We start from the raw sequence: 20,398 nt of genomic DNA, 5'->3' as shown, positions 1-20,398 counted from the left end.
ATTGCCGTGCGCAGGGGAGCGAAACGTTGCGCTACTCCGCCGCAGAACAGAAGCTCATCAGTCGGTTGGAATCCGACATCGACTGCCCCTCGACGTATGGCGAGGCGACCGCGGCGACGAGTGCCCGGACCAGGTCCTCGGGGCTGGTTGCGTCAGTGATACCCGACCAGCCGCCCCCGGCGACGGTATGGAACGAGGGGTGAGCGCGGGGAAGTTCGGTTCGGGCCGGCGCGGCGGCGGTGTTGGCGGCCCAACGCCAGGCCTCGTCGTCCGCACGACCGCGTGACAGCAACGCAATACCGTGGGTCAACGCACGCCCGGCCGGCAGATGTGTCCTCGTGTGCAGCAACATTCCGCCGAAGTAGGGCCTGGTCTGGCACCGGTCACCGGCATGTGCGCAGGCAAGCCGGGCGACCTGCCCCCCAGTCGCAATATTGCAGGCTGTGACGCCGGCGCGCAGTCCTGCCCCCAGGAACGCGGCCTGCTGGTCACCCACCGGGGTGTAGACGGTGGCACCCGAACGTTCGTGGACGCCGACCGCTGCCAATGACGATGACACGCGAGGTAAGGCCATGCGTGAGCCGCCGACGGACGTAGTGAGCCGCTCCGACCACGATCCGGAGGTCAGGTCGAACATTCCGGACGCGGCGGCATCGGTGACATGCGCTACGAAGTCCGGCTTCTTGGTCAGCGCTGCGGCCACCCAGGACAGCAGGCTATGCACGCGGACACGACCGTCGAAAGCCGAAAGATCGGTTGCGAAAATGCCCGCCACGGGCAGGCCGGAGCGTAGTTCGTTGCCGACCGCATGCCAGACGTCCGGCGCAAAGCTTTGCCGCAACCGATCCAGCTGCGCAATCCCGTTGTGGACACGTAGTGCTCGGTTGTCCTGCCAGGTGATCAGCGGAAGGTGTGGGACGTTGTGTTCATCAGTCAACGTCCAACCGTGCATCTGGCCGCTTAGCAGGATCCGTTGCGGGGTGGCGGCCGGCGGCAACCCTGAGGCGATCGCCGCCTCGACCGCGGCAAGGACCTCTGCGGGGTCGACGGTGCGGTACGGCCCGTCGAGCGACGTGAACGGGGGAAACGGGTACCTGCGCTCCGCGACGACGCCCTCGTCGGGGCGCAGCACCGCGACCTTGACGTAGGTGGCGCCGAGGTCAACGAGCAGCGAAAAGGGGGTCGCCATCCAGGTATTCCACGACCTCGGCGACAAGTGCCTCGTCGAGCGGCTTCGGCACGATCCGCAGATCGCCCTCGTCGTGCAACACGGCGAAATACATGACGCCCTTGCGCACCTTCTTGTCGCGTTTGAGCGTGTCGACCAACTCGCGGGCCGACGGGATGGCGCCAATCGCGTAGTCGGTGTTGGCGTCAAGGACAGTGCGCACCCGGGCTGCAGTCGCGGGACTGGTCAATCCCCATTTCACTCCGAGAAAGTTGATCAGATCCATGCCCCACATCACCGCGAGTCCGTGCGGAACCTCGTTGTGGGTGAGCGCTTCGAGTGCATGGCCGAAGCTGTGGCCGTAGTTGAGCACCCGTCGCAGATCGGACTCATGCTCGTCCTGTTCGATGACGAGCCGCTTGCTTTCCAGGGCGTTGCGGATCATTTCCAGCACCCGCGGGTTGCGGTGGCCGCCATGGGTCAGGGCCTCGGCGAGCTGGTCGAAGAAGGCGCCCTCATTGGTGAGCGCGAGCTTGTAGATCTCTCCGTAGCCGGAGTCGACCTCGATCTGCGGCAGGCTCGTCAAGAACTCTGAGCAAACAATCACGTGGCTGGGGGAGTGGAACACCCCGAGCTGGTTCTTCAGGGGGAGCACGTTGATGCTGGATTTGGCTCCGATGCAACTGTCCGCCTGGCTGAGCAGGGTGGTCGGAACGAATGTCCATCCCACACCGCGGTAGTAGATGTGGCAGGCGAAGGTAGCGATGTCCTGGATGACGCCACCACCGATCGCGACGACGTGGGCGGACCGGGTTGCCTTGTTCTCCAGCAGCCAGTCGACGAAAAGGCTTACGCCAGAAAGGGTTTTGCTCTCCTCGTCGGCTGCCACTCGATAGGTCGGGCGTTCCGGCAACGGCCCCAAAGCGTCGCCGTAGAGGTCCACCAGCGCTTCGTCGATGATCACCAGGGTTTCCGGGCCGACATCGATGAGCTCGGGAACCAGCTTGACTTCCCCGACGAAATCCACAGGATAATCACCCTGCTCGGACTTGATGATCATCCGATCCTGGGTCACACGCACAAGAAACCTCCGTCAATCGGTATCGACTGGCCAGTGATGTAGGAGTTCTCCGCGGACACCAGCCAGGAAATGAAAACAGCAATCTCCTCGGGTTCGGCTAACCGGCCCACCGGAACACGTTCGGCCAGGGCTTGGAGTTGTTTGGCGTCGTTGTTCTGGTAGGTGAGGTCGGTGAGCACGAAGCCCGGAGCGACACAGTTGGCCAGCACTCCGTAGGGGCCGTACTCGACCGCAACCGACCGCACCACTTCCTCGATCGCGGCCTTGGAGGCGCTGTAGGCGACCCGGCCGGTGCGGGCCCGATGTGCATAGACGCTCGACACGGCGACGACTCTGCCGAACCCGGCGGCCGCCATCCGGGGGAGCAGCCCCTGCAGGAGCAGCAGATTGGCGGTGACGTTGACCTGCTGCGTGCTCGACCAGTTGTCGGCCGACAGGGTCTGCAATGGTTCGGGATTGTTGATGCCGGCGTTGAGCACCAGGATGTCGACCACTTGGTCCAGGCCGGTGAGGTAGTCGGCAACCGATTCCGGTATCGACAGATCGAGTTCCTGACGGCCAGGCCTGAGGACCGTGATTCCTTTGGACTCGAGGGTGTCGGCAACGCTGCGGCCGATTCCCCGCGCGGCGCCGGTAACCAGGGCCCTGGACGGACCCCCGGCAGGGGACCTAGAAATCATGCGTTGTCGCAATCCGCGGGCACGAAAAGGAAAGCGCAGCCGGGCCGGACTCGGTCACGCTCGCTTTCCCCTTCTGGCACGCGCCCAAAACCGTTGGCCGCCCGTTGCCTGCCAATCGTGGTCGCTGCAAGGGTGCCTCAGTGGTGATTGAGGACCTTCCAGCGCGCGTCGAGCATCTCGATGCGCTTGGCGTCCTCATCGGTGATGTGACCGTAGTAGTCGCGCTTGTTGAGCAGCCACAGCAACTCGAAGTGGACCGCGTTGAGCAGGCCGTCGGATATCGATGCGAGCGTGCCGGCCGAGCCGTCGAACACGACCTTGCGGGTTTCGAACCGGGTCAGGTGCACGTTGGCGACCTCGCGGATGGTGTCCAGGGTGTCGCTGGATATCGCGCCGCCCAGGACCAGGTCCAGACCCGCCTGCTTCGCCTTCTCGGCAACGGTGGTCACATACTTGGTGATCTCGGGTGAGTTGATGGTCTCGCGGGTCTGTCCGAGCGATCCGGTGAAGTCCACCCGGCCGAAGACGATGCCATGCACGCCACGGCCCTTGTTGGCCAGCGCAAGCATCTCGTCGAGGTTGTTGTAACCCGTGATCGTTTCCAGGTTGAACAAGAAGTCGGTGTCGAGTTCCTCGTCCTCGTCATAGACGGCGTTCTTGGCGGCGATGTATTTCGACAGCGCATAGGCGGACTCCACCATGGGCGCGACGATGTAGCGCACACCGATCTGCTTGGCCTCCAACAGGTCACGCATGGCTTCGCAACCGCCGACCTTGACCGTCAGCGGCAGACCCGCCGAGCGGGCGATGTCGACCAGACGAAGCAACTCGTCGATGCGAGTGCCTTCGGCCTCGAACTCCGCCTTGACGCTCACTACGCCGTGTTTTTCCTTACCCACGCGCAGAATTTCGGCCATCTGCCGTTCGGTCTTGTTCACCATGCCTCCCCTGGTAAAGCCTCGCGTTGAGTGTGCAGAGTATAACTGCCGGTCACGCAGCCTCGTGGGCATTTGCGCAGTAAAACCCGCCTCGGAGCGGGCAATTGAGCTCAGTTTTGTGCGGCGGCGGATACAAGTATTTACCCTTCGGTCGCATGCGGTGGTGGTTCAGGCTTGCGGTAGCACCGCGCCCAGGTACACGGTTACCCGCTCCTCGACGTCAGTGGGAAGGTCCGGGCTCATCCGGTGCAGTGGGTTCGACTTCATCGAGCCGTCCGCCTGCACGGCCGAACTGATCTTGGGATAGTAGGTCTGATCGGGGTCGATCGGAACTTCGATGAGCGCCGGACCGTCCGCGTCCAGCAGCGATCGGATGGACGGATCATCGAGTCCGCCGGCGGCATCGACTCGTGCGAACGGAATCCGGTATGCCCGCGCCAGGTCCGCCCAGTCCGGCAGGCCCAACCCGGTTTGCCCATCGCAGCCGATCCAGGCGCCGCCGAAGTAGTTCCGTTGCGTCATCCGGATCGACGCGTACCCGTTGTTGTTGAGTACGAAGACCTTGACCTTGGCGCCCGTTGCCGCAAGCGTGCCCAGTTCTTGGAGGTTCTGCGCGAACCCGCCGTCTCCCTCGGTCAACAACACCTGGCGGCCCGGGTTGGCCAGGGCCGCCCCGAGCGCCCCGGACAGCCCGTAGCCCATGGCCGCTATCGACTTGTTCGAGACCAGCTTTTGGTTGGCCCGCTGCTGTAGCGCCTGCATGGCGACGGTGAACGAGCCGCCACTACTGCAGGGCAGCACGATGGCATCCGGTTCGGCGACTTCGGCGAGCCGCATCGCGAATTCGTAGGGCTTGACGTATCCGGGTGCCGTGACGTTCTGCGGGTCGTTCAGCGGCAACTGGGCGCGCACCGACGCGATGAATTCCCGCCACGGCTGCCACCGGTCGGGATCACCCAGATCGGCGGAGTACAGGGCGTCCAGGAACCGGTCGGCGTCGCCATGCAACGCAAGGTCGACTCGTGGATGTCCTTTGGTCAGTTCGGCGGCGTCGATGTCAACCTGCACCAGCCGCCCGATCGGCACGAATTCTTCCCAGGCGAATCCGGTCTGCTGTAGCCCCAATCGGGTGCCGATGGCGATCACCAGATCGGCTTGCTGCACGAGAAGATTGGCGGCGCGCTGTCCCCAGGTGTTCGGGCGTCCGGAATACCTGGGGTGTTCGCTGGGAACCCTGTCCGCCCCATGCCATGTGGTCATGATGGGGATGCCGGCGGCCGCCGTGCGTTCACCCAGTGTGAGGACCGCATCACGGCTCACGCCGCCGCCGACCAAGACGACGGGGCGCTGCGACTCGCGCACCAACTCGACGACGTGTTCGACGTCGGTCGCGGGAACCTCTGGTACGGCGTCCGCCTCCGGGACGGCAATCGGATCCTGCCCAGCCAAGGGGAGCGCCGCCTGGGTGTCCAGGCAGACTTCGAGGAAGACCGGGCCCTGTCGCGGCGTGCGCCCGTCGAGCACGGCGTCCAAGATGACATCGCGGCCAACCGGGCGCTCGATCCGCAGCGCACGCTTGGTGACGCTGCTAACCAGTTCCACGCCGTCGATTTCCTGGATGCCGCGCTGGCGCACCGCGCCACGGCTCAGGTCGCTGCTCTTGACCTGCCCGCCCAACACCAACAGCTCGCGACTCTCCTGCCAGGCACCGGCAATGCCGGTCACTGCATTGGTGAGGCCGGGGCCAGCCGTCACCAGGGCCAGGGCGCGGCCGCTTCCCTCGTCGCGAGAGGCGTTGAAGTACTCCACGGCGATCGCGGCGGCCACCTCGTGCACGAACGGTACGCACACCATTCGGGTGCGTACCGAGTTCAGTAGGTGCATGATGTTGCCGCCCGCGACAAAGAAGCAGTGCGTGTAGCCGGCACCCACCAGCCAGTCGACCAGCTGGTCGGAATACTTGGCGGGTTCCGCGGGGGCTGGGCTCACATGCCCACCTTTCGAGTGACGACGAAGTTGGGGCGCTGCTTGACCTCCTCGTAGATGAGCGCGAGGTACTCGCCGACAACCCCTAAGAGCAGGGTAATCACCCCGAAGCCGACCAGCATCAGACTTACCAGCGAACCGAAGCCGGGGAAGGGGACGCCGTAGAAGACGAAGCGCACCGCGAGCACGAACACCGCGATAGCGGCAACGGCCCTCAAGAGGAAACCGGTAAGGGTGATGAGTCTCAGCGGCACGTAGGAGTGCGCGAGAATTCCCTTGCCGGCCAGGTCCATCACTTTGAAGGTGTAGGCCTTGGACTCGCCGGCGAAGCGGGGCGCCCGCTTCATCGGCAGCCCAATCGATTTGAAGCCGACCCACGAGAAAAGCCCCCGGACGAACCGGTTGCGCTCGTCCATTAACCGGACCGCCTCGTACACTTTCCGGTCAACGAGGCGAAAATCGCTGGCGTTACTGGTAATTCGATCGTCGGTGAGTCTGCCGGCCAGCCAGTAGAACAGCTGGGAGTTCATCCGGCGGATGGGGCCGACACCACCGCGCTCGGTGACCACGCCGTAGACGTTCTCGTAACCCTGCTCCCACGCCCGGATCATGTCCGGGATGAAGTCGGGTGGGTCCTGCAGGTCGGCGGTCATCAGGACAACCGCGTCGGCGTCAACCACGTTGAGGCCAGCGGTCAATCCGCCGTCCATCCGGAAGTTGCGCGCCAGTTGCAGGATCTTGAACCGAGGGTCGGCCGCGTTGATGGCGAGCAGCTTTTCCATCGTGTCGTCGGTCGAGCCGTTTTCGACGATGATCGCCTCGAAATCGTATGCGGGCTCGGAATCGAACATGGCGGCCAGTTGGCGCGCCAGCTCCTCGACGCATTCGCTCTCGTTGTAAGCAGGGGCTATGACGGCGATCTTTTTCTTCGTTCCCGCACCCACTCCCACGCTCACTCCCATACTTTCCACGGCGGATTCCCGCTGTTCCAGAGGTTGTTCAGCAGTTGTGACTCCCTAAAGGTATCCATCGGCTGCCAGAAGCCGTGGTGCGGGAACGCGGCGATCTGGCGGTCTTCGGCCAGGCGCCGCAACGGCTGGTCCTCGAGTACGGTTTCGTCGCCTTCGAGGTAGTCGAAGACTCCGCGCTCGAAAATGAAGTAGCCGATATTGATCCAGTCTTCGGTCTTGGGCTTCTCCCGGAACTTGGCCACCGCGCCGTCCTGCTCCAGGTCGATGACCCCGAACCGACTCATCGGCTGGGTGGCTGTCACCGTGGCGATCTTGCCGTGTGAGCGGTGGAACTTCAGCAGTGCGGGGATGTCGACGTCGGCGATACCGTCTCCGTAGGTGCACAGGAACGGCTCATCGCCAACGTACTTGTGTATCCGTTTGATTCGGCCGCCGGTCATCGTGCTCAAGCCGGTGTCGGCCACCGTCACGCGCCAGTTGAATTCGTCGTGCGAGCCGTGATACTTGATGCTCGACTGGTCGCCGAGGGTGATGGTGAAGTCCAGATTGGACACCCCATAGTTGGAGAAGTAGTCCTTGATGTACTCGCTCTTGTAGCCGGTGCAGACAACAAAGTCGGAGATTCCGTGGTGCCCCAGGACTTTCATGATGTGCCACAGCACTGGCCGGCCACCTACCTCGACCATGGGCTTGGGCCGGAACTCGGTCTCCTCACGCATACGAGTTCCGAGACCACCCGCGAGGAGCACGGCTTTCATGATGGATCTTCCAATCTCAAAGTAAGCATTCCCCCGAAGCGGTTTCGCTGACGCAGCGTCGCGCAGGTGACACACTAGCAATGTCGCGAGACGCAGGGTGGCGTTTCGAGGTCGCGACGTACGGTATGAATTCCAAACGCTTGAGGAGATCTCATTTCAAGACTCGATACCGATGGGTTGGGGGACAACGGGCTCGAGGAGGATCGTGCCGATATCCTCGCGGCCGTTCGTGGCTACGCAAAGCGCAAGCTCGCGACGTCGGAGTTCGTGGCAGGGACCACGCCGGTCCCCGTGTCGGGCAAGGTGCTCGACCCCGAGGACTTCGCTGCACTTGTTGACGCGTCCCTGGACGGCTGGCTGACCGCGGGCCGGTTCCATCCGCTCTTCGAACGGGCGCTGTCCCGCTACGTCGGCGCCCGTGACGCCGTCTTCGTCAATAGTGGCTCAAGCGCCAACCTGTGTGCCCTGAGCGCCCTGACCAGCCCAAAGCTGGGGAAGAACAAGAAGCGGTTCGGAAAGCGGCCGCTGGAGCCCGGCGACGAGGTGCTGACGGTGGCCTCCGGATTTCCCACCACGGTCAACCCGATCATCCAGAACGGGCTGCGGCCCGTTGTTGTCGACATTGAGCTGGGCACCTACGACGCTATCCCGGAGCGCCTGCGCGAAGCGGTCGGGCCGAAGACTCGGGCGATCATGATGGCCCACACGCTGGGTAATCCGTTCGATCTGGACACCGTCCAAGAGCTGTGCGACAAGCACGGTCTGTGGCTGGTCGAGGATTCCTGCGACGCGCTCGGCTCGACCTATGACGGCAAACGCACCGGAAGCTTCGGCGACACGGCGACCGTGAGCTTCTATCCCGCACACCACATCACCACCGGCGAGGGCGGTGCGGTGTTCGTCAAGTCGGCGTTGGTCCGCAAGCAGGTCGAGTCCTTCCGCGACTGGGGGCGCGACTGTTACTGCGCGCCGGGAAACGACAACACCTGCCAGAAGCGGTTCGAATGGCAGCTTGGCGATCTGCCCAAGGGCTACGACCACAAATACATCTACAGCCATATCGGGTACAACCTGAAAGCCACCGACATGCAGGCCGCGCTGGGGCTGTCTCAGCTAGCAAAGCTCGACGGATTCGTGCAGGCGCGTAAGGAGAACTTCGATTACCTGAGCGCGCGACTGTCCGGCGTCGAAGGTCTGATCCTGCCAGTGGCCACGCCGAATTCGGATCCGTCGTGGTTCGGTTTCCCGATTACTCTCGATCCCGCGCACCCGGTGGAACGCACCAAGTTCATGCGCTTCCTCGATGAGCGCAAGATCGGTTTCCGTCAGCTGTTCGCCGGCAACCTCGTGAAGCAGCCGGCGTATCGCAATGTTGACTTCAGGATCGTCGGCGACCTGACCAACACCGACATCGTGATGAATCGGACCTTCTGGGTGGGCACTTTCCCGGGTCTGACCAAGCCGATGCTGGATTTTGTGGCGGACTCGATCCGCGAGTACATGGCCGAGGCCGCGCGATAGCCGTGCATTACCTGATTACTGGCCATACCGGGTTCAAGGGACCCTGGCTGGCGTTGCTCCTTCTGAGTCGCGGCCACCAGGTGTCCGGTCTGGCACTCGATTCCGAGCAGGCCGGCCTGTTCAAGCGCGCGGGCCTTGCCGACCAGCTTGTCTCCGATTTGCGTGTGGACATTCGCGAGTCGGAGGCCACCACGGCAGCGTTGCAGGCGGTCGCGCCGGACGTCGTGATCCACCTGGCCGCCCAGTCGCTGGTCCGTGAGTCCTACCGCAACCCGCGCTACACCTATGAGACCAACGCCATGGGCACTCTCAACGTGCTCGAGGCCGTGGGCGCCACCCCTTCGGTGCGTGCGCATGTCGTCATCACCACCGACAAGGTCTACCGCAACGTCAACCAGGAGGCCGGCTATGTCGAAACCGACCCTCTGGGTGGAGACGATCCCTACAGCGCGTCGAAAGCCATGGCGGATCTGCTGACCCAGTCTTGGGTTCGTAGTTTCCCCAATTGCCCCACAGCCATTGCGCGTGCCGGCAATGTGATCGGTGGGGGCGACATCAGTCGCGACCGCCTGTTCCCAGACCTGGTGGACGCTTACGCGCGGGGCCAGGCTCCGCGCCTGAGATTCCCCCGCGCCGTGCGGCCATGGCAGCACGTACTCGACTGCCTCAATGGCTACCTGACCCTCGCCGACGCGCTGCTGGCCGGATCCGGTCTGGGCCAATGGAATTTTGGGCCGGGCCGCGACAGCTTCGTAGAGGTAGGCCAGGTGGCCTCGTTGGCTGCCGAACTATGGGGCGGCGGCGCACACTGGGATCTCGACGACGGAGATCACCCACACGAGGCGAATCTGCTGGCCCTCGATGCCGCCAAGGCGCAGGCGGAGCTGGGCTGGCGCAATCGGCTAGGTTTCCGCGATGCGGTGGCCTGGACAATCGATTGGGAGCGCCAGGTGCATGGCGGTGCCGATCCGCTCGCCGTCACCCGAGACCAGATCGCCGCATTCGAAAGCCTGGAATGACCGAATTCGACCTGCCACCGGAACCGGCGCCGCCCGGGCCGCTGATCCGGCTCTTCCGCGACCAGCGAGTGGCCTTCCTGGTGGTGGGCGGAATCAACACGGTCGTCGGATTTGCGATCTTCGTCGCCTGCTCGGAGAGCGTGGGCCAATTCGTCGACCACAGGTTCGGCAAGGTCGCGGGCTCGTTGGTGACACTTGGCATTACGCATGTCTTGAGCGTGCTGTTCGCCTTCGTGATGCATCGGCGATTCGTGTTCCACGTGCGCGGACATGTGCTGCGCGATCTGGCGCGTTTCGAAAGCGTGTATCTCACGTCGCTGGGCATGAACGCTGTGGCCCTACCGGTGCTGGTCGCGATGGGCATCCCACGCATCACGGCGCAGGCAGTCATCATCGCGGTGAGCACCTTCCTCAGCTATTTCGGCCACCGGCACTTCTCGTTTCGCCGCAGTGCCGCCGACACTCAGGACGACGCCTCGAATGCGGAGCGCACATAGAACGTGCACCCGTCACAGCCATCGATGATGGGGACGGTGTGAAACTGTTGGCGCACCAGTTCGGATAGTTGCGGATAGATTCGCGCCAGCGTCACCGTCGGCGGAAGGCAGTAACCCAGCGGGTGCTCGGAGCGCAGGGGTGGGCATTGGGGGCGTTTGACGTTGGTGGCGTCGACGACGCAACTTGCCTGCTCGATTCCGGCGCGCATGATCGGCTCGGCGGACTCGCGAATGGCGGGGTTGATCGCCATCCCGAGCACGTTGGGATAGGGGACGGTGTTCTGCCAGTCCTGTTCGACGAAAATCTCGGGCGCCCAGCCCCAAACCAGGGCGGACGAGCCGGGCGGGCAGGCACGGGCCATGCTGGAATTGCGGTGGACCGAATTCGTGGAGAACGCGGCGGCCGCCTGTTGCGGCGACAGCGGTCGCCACCGATTCATGGCATAGCCGACCACGAGCATGACGACCGTGACCGCGGCCACCGCGCTGGCCACTAGAGCTGGTGACAAACGCTGGGGAACCAGTTGTGCGCCAGGCTTGATTGGCATTGTTGTGGCCAGGCCGAGGGCTCCGAAAAGCAGAATCAGGTAGTGGGGGAAGCCCATGCCGCCGATCAGAGTGCACACCAGTCCGCCCCCGATCACGACGACGCGGGCCAGTTTCGACCGCCTGTCGCTGTGCCGGCCCAGCCAGATCACTACGGCGAGCAGCACCAGCATGTAGCCCGCCGGCCAGGTGAACGTGTCCCAGGTGTGCAGAAGTTTCTGCATCGCGGTGGGGCCGCCCGCATAGGACCCCAAAAACGACAGGGTCTGATCGACGAGGACCCAATTGGTCGCGGGAGAAACCACGATCGTCAGTACGATCGCCGCAAGTGGTAACACCGCGCCCGCCGCCCACCAAACCATCGATACGACCGTGCGCTTGGTGTGGGTGTGCAGCACCATCATTTGTGCCGCGGCGAATGCGACGGCTAAGGGCGCGACCTGGAACTGTGAGCCGACCGTGACGCCGGCTAGCGCGCCGACAACGGCGAACAGCCAGGGCCGCGCCGCTAATTGTTCGCGTCTCACCAGTGCCGATGTCACGACGAGCGATGTCGGTAGGTATTCGGTGGCGAGCGCGCCGAAGTCCAATGGGTCGCCCACCGGGAAAATCACGGCGAAGGGAAACCACCACAAGGCAGTGACCACCCACGCGGGACCGAATCCGATGACGCGGGAAGCGGCGACGAGAAGGGCGGCGGCGGTGAGCCCCAGCAATGCTGCGGCCAAGAAATGGGCGAAGGTGAGGGTCAACGGTGCACCGAAGACAGCAAGACCGGTGAGGAACAACGTCCAATACGGGCCGGTGGTCCCGGTTATCCAGGTACTGAACGGAACTGGTGAGTGACGTGCTGCGCGTGCCTGAACCAACAGCTCGGCCTCATCGGGGTTGAGGTAATTCCATTCGCTGATCTGCTGGCCACGCAGGACCGCTGTGGCTAGTACGAACCCCACCGCAATGGCGATGTACAAGAGGGCTGACCGTACGCGGACGCTGCTGATGATCTGCTCCTTCGGGAGGTGGTCGTCGGTGCCTGCCATGGCGTCGGATCCGCAGCGACGTTGCGCCTAGACCACGGTCACGCGAAATGCTTCGCTAGGAACTCTGACAGCGCCGGCAAAACCGGCTCGACACCGACGGATTCGGTGCGCCTGAACCGGGAGCTGGTCATGCCGCTACGCCGGCCCGATGACGTGCGTACCGAACGAGTTCATCGGTTCATCTGTGTCGTCGCTGGGCGGCACAGCGTGATTCATGGTCCGAGCATACGTTTTTGAGCGCGGAGTCGGATGCGATCTTGCTGTGCTTGGAGCAAACCATCTCCCGGACAACACCGTCCGGCGCGTACACATCGGCCCAGTCGAAAATCTCATCCACACTCAAGAGGCTGGAGTAGCCACACACGCGTACTGCAGAAAGACCCCATCGACGAAGTGCCCCAGACTCAAAGCGACGAACAACGCACCAAAAGGCCTCAGGAAAGGATTGATGCCTTTGATGCGTTGCATCGAAAACCCAGCGTCCTCAAACATTCGCACCATGCTGCTGCGGGTGAAGAAGCGCAGGTGCGTGCGGTCGAAGATGCCAAAATCCTCCTGCGGGAAGTCCCTTCGGAAAACTACTTTGCCCAGCGCGGGCAAGTAGCGGATGTTCGGGATCGAGGCGACAACGACGCCATCGGGCTTGAGTTTGGTTCTGAGCCGCTTGAGCGTGTCCAGCGGATCCACCAGGTGCTCCAACACGTCGTTACAGACGACCGCGTCAAAGTAGTTGTCGGGTAGCTCGGCAATTCGGGTGCTGGCGTCGCCGGCAAGGACATGGTCGAGCAGTTCGCCGGCACGCTGGGCTGCCTCTTCGTTGTACTCGAGGCCCCATACTTCCGCGCCGGTGCTCTGCTTCACGATGGCACCGAACACGCCCTCACCACAACCGAGTTCGAGCACGCATTGCGCGTCGACCGGTAGGAATCGCAACATCTCCGGCCGCTTGTGACCGTAGTACTCGGTGACGCTCGTTGTCTCCGGCAAGATACGCATGACTTATCCGTCCCGAAGGGCGAATAGCCCTGATTCGCATCTACTTTCAGTGCTCATTGTGACGATGCTGCGGCTTCTTCCGGCGCCAACTGGGCAAACAGGTGGTCCGCTAGGCCTCGTACGGTGGTGATGTCGGTGGAGCTGATCCGTATTCCGGTCTCGGACTGCACCCGGGTGCGCAGCTCGAGGTTGCCTAGGGAGTCGAGCCCGTACTCGGAGAGCGGACGGTCCGGATCGATGGTGCGGCGCAGGATCAGGCTGACCTGCTCAGCCACCATTCGCCGCAGCTGCCCGGGCCACTCATCCAACGGCAGCGCGTCCAACTCGCTACGGAATTTGCTGGACCCCGAACGGCCTTGCTCCAAGGCCTTGAACGCTTCGGCGAACTTGCTGCGTTCGGCAAAGGCGGTCACCCACGGTGCACCAATGATCGGAGCGTATCCGGTGTAGGTGCGGTTGTGGCGGAGCAGGGTTTGGAAGGCGTAGGCGCCTTCGTCGGGGGCGATGGCGGCGTCGCTGCTTTCGGCCAGGGCGATGGCGCGGCCGATTTCGGCCCAGGGGCCCCAGGCGATGGCGGTGGCGGGCTGGTTTTGGTTGTGGCGCCAGTGGGTGAAGGCGTCGAGCCAGCTGTTGGCGGCGGCGTAGGCGCCTTGGCCTGGTGAGCCGAGCATGGCTGCTGCGGAGGAGAAGGAGCAGAACCAGTCCAGGGGTTGGTCGGTGGTGGCTTGGTGGAGGTGCCAGGCGCCGTAGACCTTGGGGGCCCAGTCGCGGTCGAGGAGTTCGTCGGTGATGTTGGCCAAGGTGGCGTCTTCGACGACCGCGGCGGCGTGGAGCACTCCGCGTAGGGGCAGGTTGGTGGCGGTGGCGTTGGCGACCAGCCGTGCTGCGGTGGCGGGTTGGGCGATGTCGCCGCATTCGACCACGACATCGGAGCCGATCGAGCGGATCAGTTCGATGGTTTTGAGGGCTTTTTGGCTCGGTGCTGAGCGGGAACTGAGCACGATGCGTCCGGCCCCGGCGGTGGCCATTTTTTCGGCCAGGAACAGTCCCAGCCCGCCCAGGCCGCCGGTGATGATGTAGGAGCCATCGGCGCGCAAGACCGGTACCTGTTCGGGGGGGCAGGACCACCGCACTGCGTCCGCTGCTGGGGATGTCGAGCAGCAGTTTGCCGGTGTGGTCGGCGGCGCCCATCACCCGGATCGCGGTGGCCGCCTCGGCCAGCGGGTAGTGGGTGTCTTGGGGCATGGGTAACACGCCCTCGGCGGTGTGCTGATAGACCGTGGTCAACAGCTCGCGGATCAGTCGGGGATGGGTGATCGAGAGCATCCCCAGATCGACACCGTAAAACGACAGGTTGCGCCGGAACGGGAACAGGCCCATCTTGGTGTCGCCGTAGATGTCGCGTTTGCCGATCTCGACGAACCGCCCGCCCCAGGCCAGCAACTCCAGCCCGGCGCGCTGGGCGGCGCCGGTCAGCGAGTTGAGCACGATATCGACCCCGTAGCCGTCGGTGTCGGCGCGGATGGCCTCGGCGAACTCGATACTGCGTGAGTCATAGACATGCTCAATGCCCATGTCGCGTAACACTTGGCGACGCTTGGGGCTGCCCGCGGTGGCATAGATTTCGGCTCCGGCCGCGCGCGATCGCGATCGCGGCCTGGCCCACCCCACCGGTTCCGGAATGGATGAGCACCTTGTCACCAGCACGGATACGGCCCAGATCATGCAAGCCATACCAGGCGGTCGCGTGCGCGGTGGTCACCGCGGCCGCTTGCGCGTCGGTCAGACCCGCCGGGATCGGGGTAGCCAGCGCGCCATCACAGGTGACAAAAGTGGCCCAACAACCATGCGAGGACATCCCACCGACTCGATCACCAACCTGATGATCGGTGACATCGGGACCCACCGCGGTCACCACATCGGCGAAATCGGTACCCAACTGCGGCATCTGCCCATCGGGGGAGTTATACCGACCGAAACTGACCAACACATCCGCGAAGTTGATACTGGAGGTGGTGACCGCGACCTCGATCTGACCCGGCCCCGGCGCGACCCGATCAAAAGCCACAAACTCCATCGTCTGCAAATCCCCAGGCGTGCGGATCTGCAACCGCATCCCCTCAGTGTCATGCTCCACCACCGTGGTCTTGCGCTCTTCGGGACGCAACGGCATCGGCGACAACCGCGCCGTATACCACTGGCCACAACGCCACGCCGTCTCGTCTTCCTCAGAGCCCGACAACAACTGACGCGCAACCACCTCAGAACCACTGTGCTCATCAACATCAACATGAGTGGTATGCAAATGCGGATACTCAGCACCAATCACCCGCAACAAACCACGCAACCCAGCCTGCTCCAAATTGGCACTTTCACCACCCAACACCGTCTGCGCACCCCGCGTCACCACAAACAACCGCGGCGCCTCACCCATAATCTCGGGCAACTCCCGAACAACACGCACCACATGCCGAACGTAATCGCTGGTCACGGGGCTGCTGCAGCCCGTCCCGGTCATGACGACCACGCCCGCGAACCGGTGCTCGCGCAGCTGATCGCGGAACCGCTCAGCGTCGGTGATGTGGTCGGCCTGCAGGTGCCAGCTCGTCGTGATGCAGTCGGTGCCAAGCGACTTCAGCGCCTCGGCGAGCCGCGTCGTGAGTCGATCGACGGTTTCTGAAATCCCGACCAGCAGCCAGCTTTCGGGGTTTGGCGCTTGGGGCTGGGGCAGCTCGCGCTGCTGCCATTCCGTGCCCAGCAGGTGCCGACTCATCAAGCGATCCTGGTCGGCCAGCTCCGATAGCCCGGTACCCATCAGCAGGCCGCGCACCGCCAGTAGCACGGTCCCATGCTCGTCCAAGACGTCGATGTCGGCTTCGGCGTCATGGCCGCAGGCGGTCACTCGCGTGTAGCAGAAGCGTGCGTCGCGGGTCGATGCATGGGAACGCAGCCGACGCACACCCAACGGCAACAGCAAGCCGTCGTTGCCCATTTCCCGCACAACCGGGTGCGCGAGAACCGACTGGAAGCAGGCGTCCAACAATGCCGGGTGGACCAGATAGCCGGCCTGTTGGGTGCGCATCGAACCCGGCAAGCTGATCTCGGCGAGCACCGCATCGCTGCCGCGTTCACAGACATGCGCCGCGACCAGGCCCGTGAACGCGGGGCCATAGTGAATTCCGTTCTTGCCGAACCATTCCCGCAGTTCGTCTCCGTCCAGACGGCAGGCATGGGCGGCTAGCAGCGCCTCGATGTCATAGCCCGCCGGTTGCGAGTCGCGCTCGACCGCACGCAGTAGTGCGGTACTGCGGCGCACCTTTTCGCCGCCGCGAACTGTGTCCACAGCGAAGCTGGCGATCCCGGGTGCCTCGAGCAAAGCGACAGCGCCTGCCGCGGTTTCATCGTCGAGTAGCAGCATCTCGTGGAAGCCGATGTCGCCGACCTCCGACAGATCGCCGAATACCGTATTGGCAGCCGTGAGCGCCATTTCGCAGTATGCGGCCCCCGGCAGCGCGGCCACACTGTTCACCTGGTGATCGCCCAACCAGGGGAGCGTGGCGGTGCCGATTTCGGACTGCCACGCGTGCCGCACCGGTTCCTCCAGCAGATCGACGTGCGCCCCTAAAAGAGGTTGCGCTGCAACGCTGTTGGCGCATCCGTGTCGCCTGGTATCCGCCGCTGTGAGCAGGAGACGACGATTCGCCCACACGGGTAGCGGAGCATCCACCAATTGCCCGTCGGGGCATAGCGTTGCGAAGTCCACCGCGGCGCCCGCGCTGTGCAGGTCGGCCACCAAGCCACGCAACCCGTGGGGCAGCGGCTGGTTGCGTCGCATCGCCGGCAGGGCTGCGGCGGGGATATCCAGGCTTGCCGCGGTCTGCTCGACAGCGCGGGTCAGCAGCGGGTGCGGTGACAACTCGCTGAAAACCCGGTAGCCGTCGTCAAGTGCCGCGCGCACCGCTGCCGAAAAACGCACCGCATGACGCAGGTTGTCGACCCAGTAGCGGGCGTCGCAGCGCGGCCGTTCGCGCGGGTCGAAGGAGGTCGCCGAGTAGTACGGGACCTGCGGCGCCAGCGGCTCGACATCCGCCAGTAGTTCGGAAAGTTCGCCGAGGATCGGCTCGACCTGCGGGGTGTGAGATGCCACGTCGACGGCCACCTCACGAGCCATCACCTCGCGCTCTTCCCAGGCTGCGACCAGCTCGCGCACGGTGTCGGTGGCCCCGCCGATCACGGTGGACTGCGGCGAAGCCACCACCGCAACCACAACGTCCTTGGCCCGATGACGGACCAGGTCTTCGCGTACTCGTGCGGCGGGCAGCTCCACCGACGTCATCGCGCCGCTACCCGCGAGCCGGGTGCACAGCCGGGAGCGGCGACAAATGACCTTCACCCCATCGGCCAGCGATAACGCCCCGGCCACGACGGCAGCCGCCACCTCGCCGAGGGAGTGGCCGATGACCGCCCCGGGATGGACCCCGTATGACCTCATTGCCTGTGCCAGCGCTACCTGTATGGCAAATAGCGTTGGTTGCACCCGGTCGATGCCGGTCACCGTCTCCATCGCCGTCATCGCCTCGGTCACCGAAAAGCCGGACTCGGCGGCGATCAGCGGCTCGAGCTCGGCCACGGTAGCGGCGAAAACCGGTTCATTGGCCAGCAAGCTCGCACCCATGGTCGCCCACTGCGAACCCTGCCCGGAGAACACCCACACCGGGCCGAGATCGTCGCGGCCGACGGCGGCCGGATAGGGGGTATCGCCGGCGGCTGCCTCGCGTAATCGGTGGGCCAACTCGGTTCGGTCGCCGGCGATGAGTCCGGCTCGCACCGGTTGATGGGACCGTCGGCGTGCCAGGGTGTAGGCCAAATCCGACGGCGATACTTCGTGATTGTCGATCCAGTCGGCGAGCCGTTCGGCGGTCTGCCGCAACGCCTCTGTCGAGCTGGCGGACACCGTGAACAGCAACGCATCGCCCAACCCGGCTGTGCCGTTGCGGTAAACGGCCGGCTCGGGGGCTTGCTCGAGGATGACATGAACGTTGCTGCCCGACATGCCATACGACGACACCGCCGCCCGCCGAGGGGTCCGGCCGTTGCCTTCCGGCCAAGGCGTAATCGCTTGTGGCACAAACAGTGCGCTGTCGATTTCGGCTAGCTCATCGGGGAGCCGGGTGTGATGCACCATCGGCGGTACCAGGCCATGTTGGAGGGAAAGGACGGCCTTGATGATCCCCACCGCCCCGGCGGCGGCCTCGGTGTGGCCCACACTGCTCTTGGCCGATCCGACCGCGCACGGGTTCCCGTTGCTGCCGTAGACCTGTGCCAGGCTGCTGAATTCGATCGGATCACCAACCGGCGTTCCGGTGCCATGCGCCTCGACCATGCCAACGGTATCGGCGTCGACGCCGGCGACAGCCAGCGCCGCTCGGTAGGCCGCGACCTGGGCGTCGGGCGAGGGGGTCGAGATGTTGTCGGTGCGTCCGTCTTGGTTGGTTGCCGTGCCGCGCAGCACGGCAAGGACTCGATCGCCGTCGCGCACGGCATCGGGAAGCCGCTTGAGCACCAACACTGCGCAGCCCTCGGAGCGGACAAACCCATCGGCGGAGGCATCGAAGGTGCGGCAACGGCCGGTCGGAGAGAGCATGCCTTGCGCGGATGCCGAGCTGAACACATCCGGTTCGAGCATGAGCATGCAGCCACCCGCCAGAGCAAGGTCACTCTCACCCCCGTCCAGACTGCGACAGGCCATATGCACCGCAAGCAAACTCGACGAACAGGCCGTATCCACCGTCATGGCTGGACCGCGCAGGCCCAGGGCATAGGACACCCGACCGGAAGCCATGCTGAACGCGGTTCCCGTGAACGCGTAGGCATCACCCAGCGCGCCGGCATCGTCGGTGACAAATGCGTAGTCGTCATGACACATCCCGACGAACACCCCGGTCAGCGAGCCGCTCAGCGACATCGGTGGCATGCCGGCATGCTCGACGGCTTCCCATGACGTCTGCAACAGCAAGCGGTGCTGGGGATCTATCGCGATGGCTTCACGCTCGCTGATCCCGAAGAACTCCGGATCAAAACCGGCCACATCGTCGAGGAATCCGCCCCAGCGCGACACCGAGTGGTCCGGCACGCCCGGTTCGGGGTCGTAGTACTCATCGGCGTCCCAGCGGTCGGCGGGAATCTCGGTGATCAGGTCGTCCCCGCGCAGCAACGCCGTCCAGAACTTCTCCGGAGAGTCGATGCCCTTGGGGAGCCGGCACCCCATTCCGATCACCGCTACGGGGGTGACATGTGATTTAGCCACAGACCGATCTCTACATCTATTGAAGTAAGTCTCTTGACGTCTATTGGAGTTGGCAGCATCCGCAGCGTAGCCGGTTCGGCCGCCCAGCCACGCAAAGCGAGCGTCTTGGGAAATGCGTGTCGCGGGACCTGTCCAATGCCGCGGCAGCGCGCAGTTTGTCATGTGATGGCCGTTTTGTGCTGCGCCGCAACGAGTCTGCAATTGACTCGCGAGTTGATAGTTCATAGTGTGCTGGTAGTCGGCGAGCCCAACGGAGTGATAGACTATGACTATTCCCCGCGTGCCACTACTGTCGGTCAACGAGGCCAAGGCCGCCGCCGACGAAGCGGGCGTGCCCAACTACATGGCTGAGCTCAGCATCTTTCAGGCGTTACTGAACCATCCGCGGCTGGCCCGGACCTTCAACGACCTGCTCGCGACCATGCTCTGGCATGGCGCCCTCGACCCTCGGCTGCGCGAATTGGTGATCATGCGGATCGGGTGGCTTACCGCGTGCGACTACGAATGGACCCAGCACTGGCGCGTTGCCTCCGGCCTGGGGGTCTCCGCCCAGAACCTACTCGGGGTGCGTGATTGGCGCCAATACAACGGATTCGGTCCGACCGAGCGTGCTGTGTTGGCGGCGACCGACGACATCGTGCGCGACGGCGCGGTGAGTGCCTCGAGCTGGGCGGAGTGTGAGCGCGAATTGCATGGGGACGTAACGGTTCTTACCGAACTCGTCACCGCGATCAGTGCGTGGCGCATGGTTGCCTCGATCCTGCACAGCCTCAAGGTTCCGTTGGAGGATGGCGTGGCGAGCTGGCCGCCCGATGGCTGTTCGCCCTAGCGGCAACGTCGCCGCAGTTGCGGAACAGCACGGGTGAATTCTTCGGCCGAGTTCGCGAAGG

Annotated in this window: 13 protein-coding genes and 1 pseudogene; 4 read left to right on the top strand and 10 right to left on the bottom strand. The window is 64.2% G+C overall.

Annotated elements, in window-relative coordinates:
- Positions 1-31: 31 nt before the first annotated feature.
- The 7 genes from CKW46_RS18165 to rfbF form a co-directional block, all read right to left on the bottom strand.
- Complete coding sequence (locus CKW46_RS18165) at positions 32-1,189, bottom strand: FGGY family carbohydrate kinase (protein WP_499018069.1); 1,158 nt, start codon at positions 1,187-1,189, stop codon at positions 32-34.
- Positions 1,161-2,249 carry a 3-dehydroquinate synthase gene (locus CKW46_RS18160; protein ID WP_252872506.1) on the bottom strand — a complete coding sequence of 363 codons (1,089 nt, stop codon included), beginning with the start codon at positions 2,247-2,249 and terminating at the stop codon, positions 1,161-1,163. Before CKW46_RS18160 ends, CKW46_RS18165 begins: the two co-directional genes overlap by 29 nt.
- The gene (locus tag CKW46_RS18155; RefSeq protein ID WP_117436758.1) at positions 2,240-2,929 is read right to left on the bottom strand and encodes an SDR family NAD(P)-dependent oxidoreductase; all 690 of its coding nucleotides are present in this window, start codon (positions 2,927-2,929) and stop codon (positions 2,240-2,242) included. Before CKW46_RS18155 ends, CKW46_RS18160 begins: the two co-directional genes overlap by 10 nt.
- Positions 2,930-3,066: 137 nt before the next feature.
- Positions 3,067-3,870 carry an aldolase/citrate lyase family protein gene (locus CKW46_RS18150; RefSeq protein WP_223161481.1) on the bottom strand — a complete coding sequence of 268 codons (804 nt, stop codon included), beginning with the start codon at positions 3,868-3,870 and terminating at the stop codon, positions 3,067-3,069.
- A gap of 165 nt (positions 3,871-4,035) precedes the next feature.
- Positions 4,036-5,856, bottom strand: coding sequence for a thiamine pyrophosphate-binding protein (locus CKW46_RS18145; RefSeq protein WP_482052228.1), 1,821 nt, complete (start codon positions 5,854-5,856; stop codon positions 4,036-4,038).
- Positions 5,853-6,797 carry a glycosyltransferase family 2 protein gene (locus tag CKW46_RS18140; RefSeq protein ID WP_482053439.1) on the bottom strand — a complete coding sequence of 315 codons (945 nt, stop codon included), beginning with the start codon at positions 6,795-6,797 and terminating at the stop codon, positions 5,853-5,855. Before CKW46_RS18140 ends, CKW46_RS18145 begins: the two co-directional genes overlap by 4 nt.
- Positions 6,798-6,805: 8 nt before the next feature.
- Positions 6,806-7,582: a glucose-1-phosphate cytidylyltransferase gene (gene rfbF / locus CKW46_RS18135; RefSeq protein WP_015356050.1), complete on the bottom strand. Its 777-nt coding sequence runs from the start codon at positions 7,580-7,582 to the stop codon at positions 6,806-6,808.
- Between the two features lie 177 nt (positions 7,583-7,759).
- Between rfbF and rfbH the strand changes: the two genes are divergently transcribed.
- Genes rfbH through CKW46_RS18120 form a run of 3 tightly spaced genes read left to right on the top strand, consistent with a single transcriptional unit; the run spans position 7,760 to position 10,619 of the window.
- Positions 7,760-9,103, top strand: coding sequence for a lipopolysaccharide biosynthesis protein RfbH (gene rfbH / locus CKW46_RS18130; protein ID WP_012394085.1), 1,344 nt, complete (start codon positions 7,760-7,762; stop codon positions 9,101-9,103).
- Positions 9,104-9,105: 2 nt separating this feature from the next.
- A complete protein-coding gene (gene rfbG, locus CKW46_RS18125; RefSeq protein ID WP_012394086.1) occupies positions 9,106-10,122 on the top strand; it encodes a CDP-glucose 4,6-dehydratase in 1,017 nt (338 codons plus the stop codon).
- Positions 10,119-10,619, top strand: a complete 501-nt coding sequence (locus CKW46_RS18120) for a GtrA family protein (RefSeq protein WP_015356047.1) — start codon at positions 10,119-10,121, stop codon at positions 10,617-10,619. The genes rfbG and CKW46_RS18120 overlap by 4 nt, the downstream gene beginning before the upstream one ends.
- Here the strand turns inward: CKW46_RS18120 and CKW46_RS18115 are convergent.
- The 3 genes and pseudogenes from CKW46_RS18115 to pks2 all read right to left on the bottom strand — a co-directional run bounded on the left by CKW46_RS18115 (position 10,586) and on the right by pks2 (position 19,469).
- Positions 10,586-12,205, bottom strand: a complete 1,620-nt coding sequence (locus tag CKW46_RS18115) for a hypothetical protein (RefSeq protein WP_482052226.1) — start codon at positions 12,203-12,205, stop codon at positions 10,586-10,588. The genes CKW46_RS18120 and CKW46_RS18115 overlap by 34 nt on opposite strands.
- A 339-nt stretch (positions 12,206-12,544) precedes the next feature.
- A complete protein-coding gene (locus CKW46_RS18110; RefSeq protein WP_482052225.1) occupies positions 12,545-13,201 on the bottom strand; it encodes a class I SAM-dependent methyltransferase in 657 nt (218 codons plus the stop codon).
- Positions 13,202-13,254: 53 nt separating this feature from the next.
- Positions 13,255-19,469: pseudogene (pks2, locus tag CKW46_RS18105) on the bottom strand (sulfolipid-1 biosynthesis phthioceranic/hydroxyphthioceranic acid synthase).
- 304 nt (positions 19,470-19,773) lie between these two features.
- Between pks2 and CKW46_RS18100 the strand changes: the two are divergent.
- Positions 19,774-20,337: a carboxymuconolactone decarboxylase family protein gene (locus CKW46_RS18100; protein ID WP_015356043.1), complete on the top strand. Its 564-nt coding sequence runs from the start codon at positions 19,774-19,776 to the stop codon at positions 20,335-20,337.
- Positions 20,338-20,398: the final 61 nt, after the last annotated feature.

The sequence above is a fragment of the Mycobacterium liflandii genome (assembly GCF_022354805.1).
Lineage (GTDB): Bacteria > Actinomycetota > Actinomycetes > Mycobacteriales > Mycobacteriaceae > Mycobacterium > Mycobacterium marinum.
The sequence above is the reverse complement of the archived record's forward strand: the minus strand, read 5'-3'. Positions and strand labels throughout refer to the sequence as shown.

Coding starts and splice junctions, on each gene's coding strand:
- CKW46_RS18100 (WP_015356043.1), top strand. CDS start 19,774: ATGACTATTCCCCGCGTGCCACTACTGTCGGTCAACGAGGCCAAGGCC.
- CKW46_RS18120 (WP_015356047.1), top strand. CDS start 10,119: ATGACCGAATTCGACCTGCCACCGGAACCGGCGCCGCCCGGGCCGCTG.
- rfbF (WP_015356050.1), bottom strand. CDS start 7,582: ATGAAAGCCGTGCTCCTCGCGGGTGGTCTCGGAACTCGTATGCGTGAG.
- CKW46_RS18115 (WP_482052226.1), bottom strand. CDS start 12,205: ATGGCAGGCACCGACGACCACCTCCCGAAGGAGCAGATCATCAGCAGC.
- CKW46_RS18110 (WP_482052225.1), bottom strand. CDS start 13,201: ATGCGTATCTTGCCGGAGACAACGAGCGTCACCGAGTACTACGGTCAC.
- CKW46_RS18165 (WP_499018069.1), bottom strand. CDS start 1,189: ATGGCGACCCCCTTTTCGCTGCTCGTTGACCTCGGCGCCACCTACGTC.
- CKW46_RS18150 (WP_223161481.1), bottom strand. CDS start 3,870: ATGGTGAACAAGACCGAACGGCAGATGGCCGAAATTCTGCGCGTGGGT.
- CKW46_RS18155 (WP_117436758.1), bottom strand. CDS start 2,929: ATGATTTCTAGGTCCCCTGCCGGGGGTCCGTCCAGGGCCCTGGTTACC.